General features: G+C 71.5%; 16 protein-coding genes. 7 read left to right on the top strand and 9 right to left on the bottom strand.

The features are described from left to right. Positions 1–132: 132 nt before the first annotated feature. A complete protein-coding gene (locus tag ABT294_RS24630) occupies positions 133–687 on the bottom strand; it encodes a TetR/AcrR family transcriptional regulator (protein ID WP_350808600.1) in 555 nt (184 codons plus the stop codon). Positions 688–837: 150 nt separating this feature from the next. Between ABT294_RS24630 and ABT294_RS24625 the strand changes: the two genes are divergently transcribed. Further along, positions 838–1,998 carry an FAD-dependent monooxygenase gene (locus ABT294_RS24625; RefSeq protein WP_350808599.1) on the top strand — a complete coding sequence of 387 codons (1,161 nt, stop codon included), beginning with the start codon at positions 838–840 and terminating at the stop codon, positions 1,996–1,998. Here ABT294_RS24625 and ABT294_RS24620 read toward each other — a convergent pair. Further along, positions 1,901–2,785, bottom strand: coding sequence for a DMT family transporter (locus ABT294_RS24620; RefSeq protein WP_350808598.1), 885 nt, complete (start codon positions 2,783–2,785; stop codon positions 1,901–1,903). The genes ABT294_RS24625 and ABT294_RS24620 overlap by 98 nt on opposite strands. A gap of 127 nt (positions 2,786–2,912) precedes the next feature. Then, positions 2,913–3,287 (bottom strand): VOC family protein, encoded by a 375-nt coding sequence (locus ABT294_RS24615; RefSeq protein WP_350808597.1) that lies wholly within the window; start codon positions 3,285–3,287, stop codon positions 2,913–2,915. A 215-nt stretch (positions 3,288–3,502) separates the two neighbouring features. Between ABT294_RS24615 and ABT294_RS24610 the strand changes: the two genes are divergently transcribed. Both ABT294_RS24610 and secA2 read left to right on the top strand, forming a co-directional pair. Then, entirely contained in the window at positions 3,503–4,462 is a 960-nt protein-coding gene (locus tag ABT294_RS24610) for a DMT family transporter (RefSeq protein WP_350808596.1), read from the top strand. Between the two features lie 185 nt (positions 4,463–4,647). Next, positions 4,648–6,798, top strand: coding sequence for an accessory Sec system translocase SecA2 (secA2, locus tag ABT294_RS24605; RefSeq protein WP_350808595.1), 2,151 nt, complete (start codon positions 4,648–4,650; stop codon positions 6,796–6,798). A gap of 10 nt (positions 6,799–6,808) precedes the next feature. Here secA2 and ABT294_RS24600 read toward each other — a convergent pair whose 3' ends face one another. The 3 genes from ABT294_RS24600 to ABT294_RS24590 all read right to left on the bottom strand — a co-directional run bounded on the left by ABT294_RS24600 (position 6,809) and on the right by ABT294_RS24590 (position 9,310). Next, entirely contained in the window at positions 6,809–7,636 is an 828-nt protein-coding gene (locus ABT294_RS24600) for an SAM-dependent methyltransferase (protein ID WP_350808594.1), read from the bottom strand. Positions 7,637–7,811: 175 nt separating this feature from the next. Beyond that, entirely contained in the window at positions 7,812–8,408 is a 597-nt protein-coding gene (locus ABT294_RS24595) for a nucleotidyltransferase family protein (RefSeq protein ID WP_350808593.1), read from the bottom strand. Continuing rightward, positions 8,405–9,310: a LysR family transcriptional regulator gene (locus tag ABT294_RS24590; protein ID WP_350808592.1), complete on the bottom strand. Its 906-nt coding sequence runs from the start codon at positions 9,308–9,310 to the stop codon at positions 8,405–8,407. The genes ABT294_RS24595 and ABT294_RS24590 overlap by 4 nt, the downstream gene beginning before the upstream one ends. A 125-nt stretch (positions 9,311–9,435) precedes the next feature. Here ABT294_RS24590 and gudD point away from each other — a divergent pair, with 125 nt between their 5' ends. The 3 genes from gudD (at position 9,436) to ABT294_RS24575 (ending at position 12,198) form a co-directional block, all read left to right on the top strand. Further along, a complete protein-coding gene (gene gudD / locus ABT294_RS24585) occupies positions 9,436–10,755 on the top strand; it encodes a glucarate dehydratase (RefSeq protein ID WP_350808591.1) in 1,320 nt (439 codons plus the stop codon). A gap of 163 nt (positions 10,756–10,918) precedes the next feature. After that, positions 10,919–11,113 (top strand): type II toxin-antitoxin system VapB family antitoxin, encoded by a 195-nt coding sequence (locus tag ABT294_RS24580; protein ID WP_350808590.1) that lies wholly within the window; start codon positions 10,919–10,921, stop codon positions 11,111–11,113. Between the two features lie 32 nt (positions 11,114–11,145). Continuing rightward, positions 11,146–12,198: an ABC transporter substrate-binding protein gene (locus ABT294_RS24575; protein ID WP_350808589.1), complete on the top strand. Its 1,053-nt coding sequence runs from the start codon at positions 11,146–11,148 to the stop codon at positions 12,196–12,198. Here the strand turns inward: ABT294_RS24575 and ABT294_RS24570 are convergent. After that, positions 12,183–13,082, bottom strand: a complete 900-nt coding sequence (locus tag ABT294_RS24570) for an NmrA/HSCARG family protein (RefSeq protein ID WP_350808588.1) — start codon at positions 13,080–13,082, stop codon at positions 12,183–12,185. The two genes, ABT294_RS24575 and ABT294_RS24570, sit on opposite strands and share 16 nt — an antisense overlap. Before the next feature lie 104 nt (positions 13,083–13,186). On the opposite strand from ABT294_RS24570, the gene ABT294_RS24565 reads away from it, so the two are divergent. Beyond that, positions 13,187–13,771 carry a TetR/AcrR family transcriptional regulator gene (locus ABT294_RS24565; RefSeq protein ID WP_350808587.1) on the top strand — a complete coding sequence of 195 codons (585 nt, stop codon included), beginning with the start codon at positions 13,187–13,189 and terminating at the stop codon, positions 13,769–13,771. A 6-nt stretch (positions 13,772–13,777) separates the two neighbouring features. On the opposite strand, the gene ABT294_RS24560 is transcribed toward ABT294_RS24565, so the two are convergent. After that, the gene (locus tag ABT294_RS24560; protein WP_350808586.1) at positions 13,778–14,512 is read right to left on the bottom strand and encodes a metallophosphoesterase family protein; all 735 of its coding nucleotides are present in this window, start codon (positions 14,510–14,512) and stop codon (positions 13,778–13,780) included. Next, on the bottom strand, positions 14,496–14,744 hold the full coding sequence (locus tag ABT294_RS24555; RefSeq protein ID WP_350808585.1) for a BON domain-containing protein: 249 nt from the start codon (positions 14,742–14,744) through the stop codon (positions 14,496–14,498). The genes ABT294_RS24560 and ABT294_RS24555 overlap by 17 nt, the downstream gene beginning before the upstream one ends. Between the last annotated feature and the right edge of the window lie 98 nt (positions 14,745–14,842).

Here is a 14,842-nt window from a genome sequence, read left to right as displayed (position 1 = left end):
CGACCGTCCGCCTCGGCGCGGGTCCGGACCTGCCCGCCCCGGCGCGCGTCCGGACCCGCCTGCCTGGCAGCGCCGCCGGCGGACCGGCGCCTGGGCCCGCCGACCCCCGCCGGGCCTTGGGCCCGCGCGCGGTCAGGCCAGCATGCCGCACAGCATGTCGCCGAACGCCTGGCGCAGGTCGTCGAGGGTGGGCTCCTTGCCCGCTCCGGCGATCGCGTCGAACATCAGCCCCTCACTGAAGGCGACGAGCTGCCACGCGTGCCGTTCCGGGTCGCGCGACCCGGCGGCGGCAAGGAGGGCGGCGGCGGGGTCGCGGAAGCGGCGGCTCGCCTCGTCGTAGATCGTGCGCAGCTCCGGCCGTCTGGTCGCCTCCAGGGCCAGCTCGTAGCGGGCCAGCGTGCGCCTGCGGTCTCCGAGCTGCGTGAGCACCGCCTCGGCCAGCTGCCCGGGCAGGTCGCCGTGCTCGCGCGGCACCTCCCGGTAGGCGGACGCCAGCGCCCGCTCCTCCAGCTCGGTCAACCGCGACAGCGTCAGTTCGAGCAGCGCCGCCCGGGTGCGGGCCAGATTGGACGTGGACCCGGGAGGCAGCCCGGCGGCCTCGTCGACGGCGCGGTGCGTCAGCCCGCGCATGCCCCGCTCCGCCAGCAGGCTGATCGCCGCGTCGGCGACGGCCTCGGATCGCTTCACGACCACTGAGACTACACCCGTAGTGCGACCCTTCAGGCAGCCGCCCACGCCGTCCCGGGGCGCCACAGCGCCGAAGACTACGCCCGTAGTTACGACCAAACTACAGGAGTAGTACCGTGGAAACTACAGACGTAGTAAAGGAGGCCGAACATGAGGAAGGCCGTAGTGATCGGCGGCGGCATCGGCGGGCTGACCGCCGGCATCGCGCTGGGCCGCGAGGGCTGGGACGTGACCGTGCTGGAACGCGCCGAACGGCTGGAGGCCGTCGGCTCCGGGCTCGCGATCGCGGCCAACGCGCTGAAGGCGCTCGACACTCTCGACCTCGGCGACCGGGTGCGCGAGCTGTCCCGGCTCCAGGGGAAACTCGGCATCCGCAGGCCGGACGGCCGATGGCTGGTGCACACCACCGAGGACCACGCGCAGGCCCGCTACGGCGACTCGATCGTCATCATGCTCCGCGCCACCCTGCTCGACACTCTCGCGCAGGCTCTCGGCCCGGCCCGGCTGCGCCTGGGCACCACGGTGACCGGCGTGGACCCCGCGACCGGCGTGGTGCGTACGGGCTCGGGCGATCTGGAGGCCGATCTCGTGGTGGCGGCCGACGGCATCCACTCGGCGACGCGGGCCGCGCTCTTCCCCGAGCGCCCCAGCCCGGCCTACTCGGGGGTGACGGCGTGGCGGGGGCTCGTCCCGTGGCCGGGTCCGGCCGTCCGGAGCCAGGAGAGCTGGGGCCGGGGCCAGGTGTTCGGCGTCCACCAGCTCGCCGACGACGTCGTCTACTTCTACGCCACGGACGTGCTGCCCGCCGGGGCCGCGCTCGGCGACGAGCGCGAGGAGCTGCTGCGCAGGTTCGGCGACTGGCACGACCCGATCCCCGAGCTGCTGCGCGCCTCGGAGTCCGGGCGGATCCTGCGCAACGACGTCTACTACGTCGACACGCCGCTGCCCGCCTTCCACCGGGGCAGGGTGGCGCTGCTGGGAGACGCAGCCCACCCGATGACGCCGAACCTGGGGCAGGGCGCCTGCCAGGCGATCGAGGACGCCGTCGTGCTGGCACACCTGGCCGGAGGGGATCTGGCCGCCTACACGCAGGCCCGCCTGGAACGGACGTCGAAGGTCGTGCGCAGGGGGATGTCGATCTGCAGGGCGACCAAGATCCGCAACCCTGTCGCGGTTCGGCTGCGCGACTTCGGGATGGCGATGGCCGGGAGGCTCAGCTCAGATCTGATGTTGCGGTCAATGGACGAGATTCTGAGCTGGCGTCCACCGGTGCGGTCCGGGAGTGGTCAGGGGCCAGCCGCCCGAGTGTGATCGTCCCGCCGATGGTCAGGGCGCCCGCGAGGACGGCGGGGATCGCGGTGGACGGGCTCGTCGGCAGCGCCTCGCCGAGCAGCAGCGCCCCCGCGAGGACGGACGTGATCGGGTCCACGACCTGCACGCCCGCGTAGGCGATGCCGAAGTACCCCACCGCGTACGAGTGTTGCAGCAGCACCACGGCGCAGACCAGCAGCACCGGCACGGCGAGGGTGAACCAGTGCAGCAACCGGCTCCAGTCGCCCTCCATGCCGCCGCCGACCACGCGGACGAACGTCGACACGCTCGCGGTCACCGCCCCCGCCCCCACCGACAGGAGCAGCGCCTTGGTCGGCCCCCCGGCCCGGTTCGCGAAGAGCTGCGTGACCAGCACGATGACCCCGATCACGGCGATGAACCCGATGGCCGCGCCGTTGCTGAGATGCGGGGTCACCTTGTGCTCCGGCACCAGGAGCGTGAGCCAGAGCAGCCCCACGGCCACCGCGATCGAGCCGAAGATCTCACCCCTGTGCGGCCTGCGCCCGTGCATCAGCGCGGCCAGCGGCACCGCGAACACCAGGGTGGCGACGCTGATCGGCTGCACCGCGACGAGCGGCGCGAAGCTGAGCGCCACGGCGTGCAGGCACGCCCCGGTGAAGCCGATGATGCCCCCGATCCACCATCGGGGGCGTCTCACCAGTCTGAGCGAGGCTCCCTCGGCCACGGCCTCGTACTGCTGCAGCGCCGCACCGAGCGCGTATCCGAACGCCCCCGCCAGCGCGATCAGGAGGCCGAACCAGGTCATCGTGGCCCGCGCAGGGGCGTGGATCCTTCCAAGAGCATTGCTCCAGCTTATGGGGGAACGATTGCCGTCGAATCATCCTTTCGGCTTATCAATCTCCCACGACTTTGGAGTTACATCACCTCAACCATCACGACTTCTCGGGGCAGACGCAGAACACGTGGCCTTCCGGGTCCTGCAGGACGACCCAGCCGACGCGGCCGTCGGTGATGCCCGGCTGGAAGTCGGGCCGGGTCGCGCCGAGCGCGACGTACTCCTCGACGGCCTTCTCCACGTCCGGCACCCGGAAGTCGAGGTGGAACTGCTTGTCGTCGCTCGGCCACACGACGGGCTTCCTGCCGGGGAGGCGGCCGAAGTAGATGTTCGTGGTGCCGTCGCCCACGGCGGCGTACTCGTCCTCGGAGTACTGGATGTCCAGGCCGGTGACCTGGTGGTAGAACTCGGCCAGCTTCTTGGGCTCCGCGCAGTCGATGGTGACGGCCAGGAGCTTCGCCTTCGTTGTCATGACGGAGAGTCTTCCAGGCATACCTGCCATCCTCTGTCAGGTACAGAACGGCCGTTTCGGCTAGTCTGACCGGGTGACGCGACGTCTGATCTGCTCCCCGCCGCCCGCCCAGTAGCGGGCGGCATTTCCTGAAATTTCCGGGTCTGACAGATCCGGGGGTGGTCGCTGCCCGCGTACGGGCCCCTTCCGACCACTCCACTCCGGAGAGCTCTGTCATGACCCACGTTTCCGCGCGCCGCGGCGCGCTCTACGCCTCCGTGGCCGCTGCCGCCTGGGGCACCGGGGGCGCCGCGGGCGCGCTCCTCTTCCAGTCCGGCGGCCTCGGGCCCGTCGACGTGTCCCTCTGGCGCTACCTGCTGGGCGCCGTCTTCCTCCTCGCCGTCAGCCGCCTGGCGGCCCGCCGGCGTCCGGCCGCCGGACGTCCGGCGAACCGCGAACCGGCCGCCGACCCGGTGAACCGGCCCGGTGCGGCCATCAGCCGCCGGGCGTCGGCCGCGCTCCCCCGCCTTCTCCTCCTCGGAGTCGGCATGGCCGTCTACCAGACCGCCTACTTCGTCGCCATCGCGCGCTCGGGGGTGGCGATCGCGACCGTGGTGACGATGGGCGCCACCCCGGTGTTCACGGCGCTCGGCAGCCGCTTCCTGCTGGGCGAGCGGCTGGAGCGGCTCGGACTGGCCGCGCTCGTCACGGCGCTGGCCGGGCTGCTGCTGCTCACCGGCGAGTCCGCGCTGGGCGGCGTGCGACAGGGCCAGCTGGCGGGCGTCGGGTTCGCGTTGCTGTCCGCCGCCGGGTACGCGGGCGTGACGCTGCACTCGCGGCGGCACCGGGACGATCCCGAAGGTACGGCCATCGGCGGGTTCGTCGTGGGCGCGTGCTGCCTGGCGCCGTTCGCGCTGGCCGACGGGGTGCTGCCGGCGGTGAACCTGCCGTCGCTGGCCCTGCTGGTGTATCTCGGCGCGGTGCCGACCGCGCTGGCGTACGGGCTGTTCTTCCGCGCGCTGACGGCGCTCAGCGCCACCACCGTCTCGATCATCTCGCTGGGCGAGGCGGTGGGGGCGGCCGTGCTCGGCGTCGCCCTCATGGGCGAGCGGCTGACACCGCTCGGGTGGTCCGGGTGCGCGCTGCTGCTCGCCGCGGTGACAGTGCTGGCCAGTGCCGGCCGCGAACACCCGTAACACCTGGCGGGAGCGGAGTGGCGGTTCGGGACGTCGTATGGGTTAGGGTCCGGTACGGCGACGCTTGCCGTACCGTCGCTCCGCCCCTCGCCCCGGGCGGGAACGGTGCAGACAGAGCGCGCGTTGGAGGAACTGTGGCCTCGATTTCCGGAATCTTCAGGAACCTACTGGACCGTCCAGGAGGCGTGAGCCTGAGCCCGTACCAGAAGGTCGTCAAGGCGGCGAACAGCCGCGCGGACCGGATCGGCGCGCTCGACGAGCTGCCGACCCCGGGCATGGACGACCTGGCCGAGTTCTGCGCCGTCGCCCGCGAGGCCGCCGACAGGACCCTCGGGCTCCGCCCGTACGACGTGCAGCTGCTCGGCACGCTGGCGCTGCTCGACGGGCAGGTGGCGGAGATGGCCACCGGCGAGGGCAAGACGCTGGCGGGCGCGATGGCCGCGGCGGGGTACGCGTTGCAGGGCAAGCGGGTCCACGTGATGTCCGTCAACGACTACCTGGCCAGGCGCGACGCGGAGTGGATGGGCCCGTTCTACGAGGCGATGGGCGTCAGCGTGGGGTGGATCGGGCAGAACTCCACGCCCGACGAGCGGCGCGAGGCGTACGCGAAGGACGTCACGTACGGGCCGGTCAGCGAGATCGGGTTCGACGTGCTGCGCGACCGGCTGCGCACCGACCCGGGCGAGATCATCGTCCCGGCGCCCGAGGTGGCGCTGATCGACGAGGCCGACTCGGTCCTCGTCGACGAGGCCCGGGTGCCGCTGGTGATGGCCGGGGCGGCCGACGCGGGCAGCGCGGTGCCGGAGATGGCGGCGCTGGTCAGGCAGCTGGTCAGGGGGTACCACTACGAGATCGACGAGCAGGCGCGCAACGTCTATCTGACCCCCAAGGGCGCCGACAGCGTGGAGAGCCTGCTCGGCGTCGAGCTCTACGACGAGCAGGAGCCCAACACGCTGATCGAGCTGAACCTGGCGCTGCACGCGCACGCCCTGCTCACCCGCGACGTCGACTACATCGTGCGCGACGGCGCCGTCCAGCTGATCAACCCCTCGCGCGGCCGGGTGGCGCTGCTGCAGCGCTGGCCCGACGGCCTGCAGGCGGCCGTGGAGGCCAAGGAGGCGCTGCCGCCGAGCGAGAAGGGCGAGATCCTGGACTCGATCACCATCCAGGGCCTCATCCGCCGCTATCCGCAGATTTCCGGCATGACCGGTACGGCCGTCGCCGTCAGCGAGCAGCTCGGCGAGTTCTACGGCCTGAAGGTCGCGGTGATCCCGTCCAACCGGCCCTGCGTGCGGGAGGACGAGCCGGACCGGATCTACCCCACGGTCCCCGACAAGGACGCCGCCCTGGTCGAGGAGATCCAGGCGGTCCACGAGACCGGCAGGCCCATCCTGATCGGCACGCTGGACGTCGCCGAGTCGGAGAACCTGGCCATGCTCCTCCAGCGTCGCGGCCTGGAGCCGGTGGTGCTGAACGCCAAGAACGACGCCGAGGAGGCCGCCATCATCGCCAGGGCGGGCGAGCGCGGCGCGATCACCGTCTCCACCCAGATGGCGGGCCGCGGCACCGACATCCGCCTCGGCGACGGCGTGGCCGAGCTGGGCGGCCTGTACGTGATCGGCTCGGGCCGCCACGCGAGCAGCCGCCTCGACGACCAGCTCCGCGGCCGGGCGGGCCGCCAGGGCGACCCCGGCGGCTCGGTCTTCTTCGTCAGCACGCAGGACGACCTCATCACCCAGTTCGTCCCCGACGAGCGCCCCCCTGCGGCCGACGCCGACGGCGTGGTGCGCCACCGCCGCGGCGCCTACCTGGTGGGCCACGCCCAGCGCGTCGCCGAGGGCGTCAACCTGGAGATCCACCGCAACACCTGGCGCTACACGCGGCTGCTGGAGCACCAGCGCGAGCTCATCCTGGAGTGGCGCGACAAGGTCCTGCACGGCGACGCGGCGGCCAAGGCGCTGGCCGAGGCCGACCCCGAGCGCTGGAACGCGCTGCCGGAGGACACCAGGGACGAGACGGCCAGGCAGATCGTGCTGCACGCGATCGACCGCTGCTGGACCGAGCACCTGGCGTTCCTGACGGACCTGCGCGAGGGCATCCACCTGCGGGCGCTCGGCCGGATGAGCCCGATCGACGAGTTCCACCGGGAGGCGGTGGCCGAGTACAAGACGTTGCAGGCCGAGATCGAGCGCCGCGCCGTCGAGTCGTTCGAGGCCCCCGAGCCCGACCTGAGCCGTCCCACGGCGACCTGGACCTACCTCGTCCAGGACAACCCGTTCGGCACCGAGTGGGACCGCATCCTCAAGCGCGTCAGCTCGGCGACCCGCCGAGGATAGTCACCGCTGGTCACCGCTTGCGGGCGACCCCGCCGAGCAGCAGCTCCTCCCAGGTGTCGAGCGGGCCGGGCAGCCGCTCGTCCGGACGCCATTCGGGCAGGTGGACGATGCCCGGCTCGACCGGCTCCAGCCCGGCGAAGAAGCGGGTGATCTCCTCGCGCGAGCGGAAGTAGCCGGTGCCCATGGTGGCCTGGAGCATCGCCTCCAGCGCCGTGGCCTTCGGGTTGGCGCCCGGGCCAGGGGTGGCGAGCATGGTCGACGCGGCCAGGTGGCTGCCGGGCGCGAACACGTCCATGTACTGCCTGACCAGCCCGTGCGGGTCGTCCCTGTCGGGGAGCAGGTGCAGCAGGCCGACGGCGAGCAGGCCGACGGGTCTGGAGAAGTCGATGCGCCGTACCAGCTCGGGGTGGCCGAGGACGGCGTCGACGTCCCGGACGTCGGCGGTGATCGCGGCGACCCGGGCGTCGCCGCCCAGCAGCGCCCGCGCGTGCGGCTCGACCATCGGGTCGATGTCGACGTAGACGACCCGCACGGAGGGGTCGGCGAACTGGGCCACGTCGTGCGTGTTCTCGATCGTGGGCAGCCCCGAGCCCAGGTCGACGAGCTGCCGGACGCCCGCCTCGCGGACGAGGAAGTCGACGACCCTGCCGATGAACGCCCTGTTGCACCAGAGGAGGTTCACCACTTCGGGCACGGCGTCCTTCAGCCTGCGCGCGACGGCCCTGTCCACGGCGAAGTTCTCGGTCCCGCCGAGCAGGGCGTCGTGCACGCGGGCGATGCTCGGTGTGGCGGTGTCCACGCCGGGCGGGGCCCATTCCATTCCGGACGTGAGGCTCATCTCGCCTCCTTACACAGTCTGTGACGGGGATCGTATCCAGACTTCTGCCTTCATGTCCGGCAAGCTGCTTATATGTCCGAAAATTGCGGCGTCCGCACTGGTCAGATGGCCGCCGCGCGGCCCGACCGACCACGTGGGCGCGTGCGCGAGCGATCACTCAACGTGACGCCGGACGTCACGGCCACCTCGGGTCGCCGCTGGGCTTGACCGGTGACTCCAGCACGGCCAGCCGTTCGAGCAGCGTCAGGAAGGTGGTCGCGTACGGCGAGTCGGCGGTCACCGCGGCCACCCTCGGCCAATTGACCTGCTCGCGCAGCGCCCGCACCTGCGACAGCAGCGCCCCGTAGTCGCAGGCGTGCTCCGACAGCGGCATCAGCCACGAGATGACCAGGTCGGTCGCCTCCAGCACGGGCACGATCACGGACGCCGCCTTCATCGGCTCGGCCCTGCTCAGCAGCTCGTCGGTGACCGGGCTGTCGGAGACCCGGAAGATCAGGTCCACCAGGCGGCCGTCGTCGTACGCCTTGACCAGCCAGTCCTCCGGCGGCTTGGCGGTCTTGAAGCCGATCGCGCGCAGTGCCTCCAGCGCGGCGGGCACGTCATCCTCGGAGAGCACGAAGTCCACGTCGTGCAGCGACGGCGCGGCGCCTCTGGCGTAGGCGGCGCATCCTCCGGCCAGCGCGTACTTCACTCCGGCGTCCTTCAGCGCGGAGCTGGCCCTCGTGAGCGTGTCGAGGATGGCGTCGGTGACTTCATGCCCGTGGCTGCTCATGGGATCGGGCTACCCGCACGATCGCCGAATAGGCGTCGTACGACGCCGACGAGAGGGAGCAGCGCGGGGTTGTCGTTGCCCGCCCGCCAGGCCAGGTCCAGCTCGACGAGGTCGGGCCCGAGGTCGGCGAGCGGGCGCAGCACGACGCCGTCGAGCCGCAGCGCCGACGCGGCGGCCGGGACGAGCGCCAGGCCGAGCCCGGCCTTGACCATGGCGAGCATGGTGTGGACCTGGCTGAGGTACTGCCGGTAGACAGGCTGGACGCCTGCCGTCCTGAAGACGCCGATGAGGACCTCGTGGAAGTAACGGGCGTCCGACGGCGAATACATGACGAACGGCTCGCCGTCGAAGTCGCTCACCCGCGGGGACGCCTCGCGCAGCGCGAGCGGGTGCCCCTCGGGCAGCGCGGCGAGCAGCGGCTCGCGGTGCAGGCGGGACGTCACGATGTCGGCCACCGTCACAGGCGGACGGACCATGCCCAGATCGACGGAGCCCGCCAGCAGCGCCTCGACCTGCGCCGCGGTGACCATCTCGCGCAGCACCAGCTCCACCCGGGGCAGCTCGGCGGAGGCCGCCGCGACGACCCGCTCCAGGAAGGAGTAGGCCGTGGACGCGGTGAACCCGATCGTCACCACGCCCACGTCGCCGCTCGGCGTGCGCCGGGCCGACAGCACGGCCTCCTGCGACAGCTGCAGGACCTTGCGCGCCTCGGCCAGGAACACCCGCCCGGCGGGTGTCAGTTTCACCGACCGGTTCGTCCGGTCGAACAGCTCGACGCCCAGCTCGCGTTCCAGCGCCTGGATCCGCCTGCTCAGCGGCGGCTGCGTCATCCGCAGCCGCTCGGCGGCCCGTCCGTAGTGCAGTTCCTCCGCCACGGCGACGAACCCGACGAGCTGCTCCATCGACACCATAGATACCTGTTTAGCATCACAGAATGCACATTTAGTGTTGGACCTGCATCAGTCGCCCGGCCTATCCTCCTGAACCACGCCAGACGAAAGGGACGCCCGTGGAAGAAGCCGGTCATGTGACCCCGGTCGTCACCGGCCTGCGAGTGATCCCGGTCGCCGGGCACGACAGCATGCTGCTCAACCTGAGCGGCGCGCACGCGCCCTTCTTCACCCGCAACCTCGTCGTGCTCACCGACTCCAGCGGCAACACCGGTGTCGGCGAGGTGCCGGGCGGCGAGGGCATCAGGCGCACCCTGGAGGACGCCCGCGAGCTGGTCGTCGGCCAGCCGATCGGCCGCTACCTGGGCGTCCTCGACCGGGTGCGGGCCGGGTTCGCCGACCGTGACGCGGGCGGGCGCGGCGCGCAGACGTTCGACCTGCGGGTGACGATCCACGCCGTCACCGCGCTGGAGGCCGCCCTGCTCGACCTGCTGGGCAAGCACCTGGACGTGCCCGTGGCCGCCCTGCTCGGCGACGGGCAGCAGCGCTCCCGGGTGCCGGTGCTCGGCTACCTGTTCTACCTCGGCGACCGCACCCGTACCGGCCTGCCGTACCAGGAAGGCGAAGGCGACGGCTGGGAGCGGGTGCGGCACGAGGAGGCGCTGACGCCGGAGGCGATCGTCCGCCTGGCGGAGGCGGCCCGCGAGCGGTACGGCTTCGCCGACTTCAAGCTCAAGGGCGGCGTCCTGCCCGGCGAGCAGGAGGCCGCGGCGGTGACGGCGCTCGCCGGACGCTTCCCCGACGCCAGGATCACCCTGGACCCGAACGGCGCCTGGTCGCTGGAGGAGGCGATCACGCTCGGCCGCTCGCTCACCGGCGTCCTCGCCTACGCCGAGGACCCGTGCGGCGCCGAGGGCGGCTACTCCGGGCGGGAGGTGATGGCCGAGTTCCGCAGAGCGACCGGCCTGCGCACGGCCACCAACATGATCGCCACCGACTGGCGGCAGCTGGTCCACGCGATCAAGGCGGACGCGGTCGACATCCCGCTCGCCGACCCGCACTTCTGGACGATGCGCGGCTCCGTCCGGGTGGCGCAGCTCTGCGAGTCCGCCGGACTGACCTGGGGCTCGCACTCCAACAACCACTTCGACGTCTCGCTGGCCATGTTCACCCACGTCGCCGCCGCCGCACCGGGCGACATCACCGCGATCGACACGCACTGGATCTGGCAGGACGGCCAGCGCCTGACCCGCGACCCGCTCCGGATCGAAGGCGGCGAGATCGAGGTGCCGCGGCTCCCCGGACTCGGCGTCGAACTGGACATGGACCGCGTCGAAGCGGCCCACCGGCTCTACCTGGAACACGGGCTGGGCAGCAGGGACGACGCCGCCGCGATGCAGTACCTGATCGCCGACTGGCACTTCGACCCGAAACGCCCCTGCCTGGTACGCGACTGACCCGAGGCCAGGCCGAAGATCCTCGCGGCGTGCGCGCTTCGCGCGTTTCAAGCGCGCGACTTCCCTCAGCGTCTTCAAGACCATCCGGGCGTTGCCTCCTCTGCACACCGTGCAGGCAGCAGATACTGGGCCTTGATCTGCATGTACAGGCGAGGGTGACATCATGACGAAGGCATCGGCCGACCTCGATCGCGACGCCGTGGTCGCGAAGGTGCTCGGCACCTCGTCCGAGAAGGACACAGCCGACGCCGTCCCGCGAGAGATCATCGACCGGCGTAGACGGTCAGCGGCTGTGGCTCGCATGCGCGACATGGTGGCTGAGGGAGGCATCGACTTCTCGGTCCTCGAGGCCGAGTGAGCGTGATGCACGAACTGAGGAGAACGATCAGCTTGCCTGACGAAGACGCCGCACGGTCCGATGAGAGCTCCGACGACATCGGACGGCTTCGGATGGGAGCCTGTCTCTCCCTGTCCGGCGAGTATGCGCGCTTCGGCAGGCAGGCTCGGCTGGGGCTCGACGTCTGGCGGGAGTGGCACGGCGCCGTCGAGGTGATCGTCGAGGACGACCGGAGCGACCCCCTGGTGATGGAGGCGGCGCTTCGCCGGTTGGCGGGCCGGTGCGACGTGCTGCTCGGCCCGTACTCGACGCGGCTGATGAGGAGGGCGGGCAGGGTCGCGGCGGCCCTCGACCGGCTCGTCTGGAACCACGGCGGATCGGGTGACGACGTGCAGGCGGCCCACCCCGGGCACGTCGTGTCGGTGCCCACGCCCGCGAGCCGGTACGCGGAGCCGTTCGTCCGGCACATCACCGCTGTCGCCGGGGTGCGGCTCCTCGTGATCGTCCAGGGCAAGGGCAGTTTCGGACGGCAGGTCGCCGAGGGGGCTGAGGGGGTCGCGCGTTCGCTCGGCGTCCCCACTGTCCGCCTTGGCCCGGGTGATGATCTTTCGGGAGAGGGAAGCTGGAATCTGTTCTGCGCCGGCTCGTTCGAGGAGGACGTCGAGGTGGTCAGGCGCAGCCGGGCCGCGCCGAACCCGCCGGAGGCGACGTGCGCCGTGGCCGCGGGTGTGCGGGAGTTCGGCCAGGCCGTCGAGCACCCCGCCGGGATCTACGGCGTGGGCCAGTGGTTCCCGGGACGGGGCGGCGAGGCCGAGATCGGGATCGGCGAGGCCGGCTTCGTCGGCGCGTACCGGGCGCGCTCGGGGCAGATTCCGGACTATCTGGCGGCTCAGGCGGCCGCCGCGGCGGCGATCGCCGTCCACTGCGCCGAACTCGCCGGCGGCACCGAACGCTCACAGCTGTGGTCGGCGGCCTGCTCGCTCGAGACCACCACGCTGTTCGGCCCCTTCAGCATCGACGCGCGCAGCGGCGTCCAGGTCGGCCACGTCGGCACCCTGGTCAGGTGGGACGCCGACGGGCCGGCGGCGGTTCAGCCGAGAGCCTGAACGCGCGGCGTGCCGGCGAGCATAGCTCTGATCTGCTCAGCGCCGCCCTGGTGGAGCCATGACGGGAAGTCCAGCAGGCCGGGATGGCGTTCCCGCAACGCGGCGATGTCGGCTCGCCAGAGACCGCGCTCGTCCGTGAACACCCGTTGCGCGTCCGGGCCCATTCCGGAACGGTCGAGGGGGGCCTGCCGGTAGGTGATCTCCCGTCCGAGGCTGCGGCTGATGAGCTCGACCGTCCGGCTGGGGGTCAGCTCGTCACCGGCGAGCTCGATCGCCCGTCCGACGTGGTCCTGTGGGCGGGTGAAGGCGAGGTGGGCGAAGACGCCGATGTCGGCGACGGCGATCAGCTGCACCGGGGTGTCCGGGGCGAAGAGGTGCCTGAGCTCGCCGTCGACGATTCCACCGAGGGGCAGCCCGGGAATGGTGTGGTTTTCCATAAACCGGACCGGCCGAAGGATCGTGGCGGGCAGGCCGAGCGCGCGTATGTGCTGCTCGACCTGCCATTTGCTCTCCCAGTAGGGGATGCCGGTACCTCGGTCGGCGCCGCCGACCGAGGCGAACACGAAGTGGGAGATGCCGGCGGCCGCGCCGGCGTCGGCGAGGTTGCGGCCGCGGCGGACCTCACGGTCGAGGTCGTGGTCGTCCGGTGTGACACCGAAGATGCCGTGAGCGCCGGCGGCGGCCGCCGCGAGCGAGCCGGGAACGTCGAGGTCACCGACGCGGAGTTCGGCGCCCTGCCCCTTGAGCGCCTGGGCGGCTGGAGCGTCCGGATCGCGGACGAGGGCACGCACCGGCCAGCCGTTGGCCAGGAGATGGGCGGCGGTGGCGCCGCCTTGGCGTCCGGTCACGCCGGTGACGAGGACGGGCTTGTCGGCGATGGTCACAGGGGTCCCTTCGACGGATGGGATGGGCTTGGCGACAGTAAGCTGAGACTGCCTCAAGAAATATATTGAGACTGTCTCAACTTAGCAACCCGGAGAGCGCCCACATGACGACCACCGGCCCGGCACCGCAACGCCGGATGCGCGCCGACGCGCGCCGCAACTACGAGCGACTGCTCGCCGAAGCGGCGACGGTGTTCGCCGAGCACGGCGTGGACGCCTCGTTGGAGGACATCGCCCGGCGGGCAGGAGTGGCGAACGGCACGCTCTACAGCCACTTCCCCAACCGGCAGGCTCTGCTGGAGGCGTTGATGCGCGACCGCATGCAGACGCTGTCCGAGAAGGCCCGCGATCTCCTCGACCATCCGTCCGCGCATGAGGCGCTGGTCATCTGGGCGCGGGCGGCGATAGCGCACACCACGATGTATCGAGGGCTCGCCGCATCCCTGATGCGCAGCGTCGAAGACGAGACCTCGGAGCTGCACACCGCCTGCCAATCGGTGCTCACGGCCGGCGAACAGCTCCTCAAGCGGGCGCAGGCCGCCGGAACAGTACGGGGCGACGCCACCGCCTCAGACCTGTACGCCCTGATCAACGCCGTCGCGTGGGCCGGGGAACAGACATCCGCCGCACAGGGCGAGCGCCTGCTGGCCTTCAGCATCGACGGGCTGCGCCCCTCCGGCCGGCGGTAGCCGTCGTCAGTCGACGCCGTCGAGGCAGTACATGCCGTACGCCCGGCCGAGGACGGGCAGGGCGACGTTGCGCACCCTGATGCCGCCCGGGGTCATGCCCTTCTCGGTGCCCTTGTGCGCGTGCCCGTGCAGGAACAGGTCGGCGCCGGTGGTGTCGACCGCCTCGGCCAGCAGGTAGCTGCCGAGGAACGGGTAGATCTCCAGCGGCTCGCCCTCCAGCGTCTCCTTGATCGGGGAGTAGTGCGACAGCACGACCCGCCGCTCGGTCTGGAGGTTCTTCAGCGCCAGCTTCCACGACTCGGCGATGGTCCTGGTGTGCGCCACGAAGTTCTTGATCTCCCGCTCCCCGAACTCGCTCGCGCTCTTGCCGGCGAACCCGCCGCCGAAGCCCTTGCCGCCGACCACGCCGAGCTTGGTGTCGCCGCAGCTGATGACGGTCCCCTCGTCGTCGAGGACGGTGACCCCGGCGTCGCGCAGCGCGGCGGCCATGTCGTCCTGCCGGTCGGAGTGGTAGTCGTGGTTGCCGAGGACGGCGACGACGGGCACGGGCAGGTCGCGGAACTCGTCCGCGACCAGGTGGGCCTCTTCCAGCGTGCCGTGCCGGGTCAGGTCACCCGCCAGCATCAGCACGTCGGCGCGTCGCTCGATGCCGTTCAACCGTTCCCGGTAGCTGCCCCGAACCTCCTCACCCAGGTGGATGTCGCCCACTGCCGCGATGCGCAGGTCAGTCAAGATGCTCATCCTCTCCCGGCTCGGTGACGTCCACGATCCTGATCTCGTTGTGCAGGCGCAGGCCGGGGGCGATCTCGTGCGCCACTTCTCCCAGCCGGTCGCGGTGCTCGGCCCCGCTCACCTGGCCGCGCAGGAAGAGCTGGTCCCCCCTGATGTCCACGCGGATGCCGAGCTCGCACGTACGCTCGTCCTCGGCCAGCGCCTGCTGGACGCGGGCCGCGACGTACTGCGGAGCTTCCATCGTCGCCTCCTTCTCCAGTCGCCGCATGCCCGGGGACGGACCACCCAAACGGCATGCCGCCGGCCGTTACCCCGGGCGTTAGGGGCCAAACCTCAGGG

This window comes from Nonomuraea sp. NPDC000554 (assembly GCF_040300065.1).
In the GTDB taxonomy this organism is placed as follows: domain Bacteria; phylum Actinomycetota; class Actinomycetes; order Streptosporangiales; family Streptosporangiaceae; genus Nonomuraea.
This window is presented reverse-complemented; position numbering and strand designations above follow the sequence as displayed.

Coding starts and splice junctions, on each gene's coding strand:
- ABT294_RS24625 (WP_350808599.1), top strand. CDS start 838: ATGAGGAAGGCCGTAGTGATCGGCGGCGGCATCGGCGGGCTGACCGCC.
- ABT294_RS24620 (WP_350808598.1), bottom strand. CDS start 2,785: ATGACCTGGTTCGGCCTCCTGATCGCGCTGGCGGGGGCGTTCGGATAC.
- ABT294_RS24615 (WP_350808597.1), bottom strand. CDS start 3,287: ATGACAACGAAGGCGAAGCTCCTGGCCGTCACCATCGACTGCGCGGAG.
- ABT294_RS24610 (WP_350808596.1), top strand. CDS start 3,503: ATGACCCACGTTTCCGCGCGCCGCGGCGCGCTCTACGCCTCCGTGGCC.
- ABT294_RS24600 (WP_350808594.1), bottom strand. CDS start 7,636: ATGAGCCTCACGTCCGGAATGGAATGGGCCCCGCCCGGCGTGGACACC.
- ABT294_RS24595 (WP_350808593.1), bottom strand. CDS start 8,408: ATGAGCAGCCACGGGCATGAAGTCACCGACGCCATCCTCGACACGCTC.
- ABT294_RS24590 (WP_350808592.1), bottom strand. CDS start 9,310: ATGGAGCAGCTCGTCGGGTTCGTCGCCGTGGCGGAGGAACTGCACTAC.
- ABT294_RS24580 (WP_350808590.1), top strand. CDS start 10,919: ATGACGAAGGCATCGGCCGACCTCGATCGCGACGCCGTGGTCGCGAAG.
- ABT294_RS24565 (WP_350808587.1), top strand. CDS start 13,187: ATGACGACCACCGGCCCGGCACCGCAACGCCGGATGCGCGCCGACGCG.
- ABT294_RS24560 (WP_350808586.1), bottom strand. CDS start 14,512: ATGAGCATCTTGACTGACCTGCGCATCGCGGCAGTGGGCGACATCCAC.
- ABT294_RS24555 (WP_350808585.1), bottom strand. CDS start 14,744: ATGGAAGCTCCGCAGTACGTCGCGGCCCGCGTCCAGCAGGCGCTGGCC.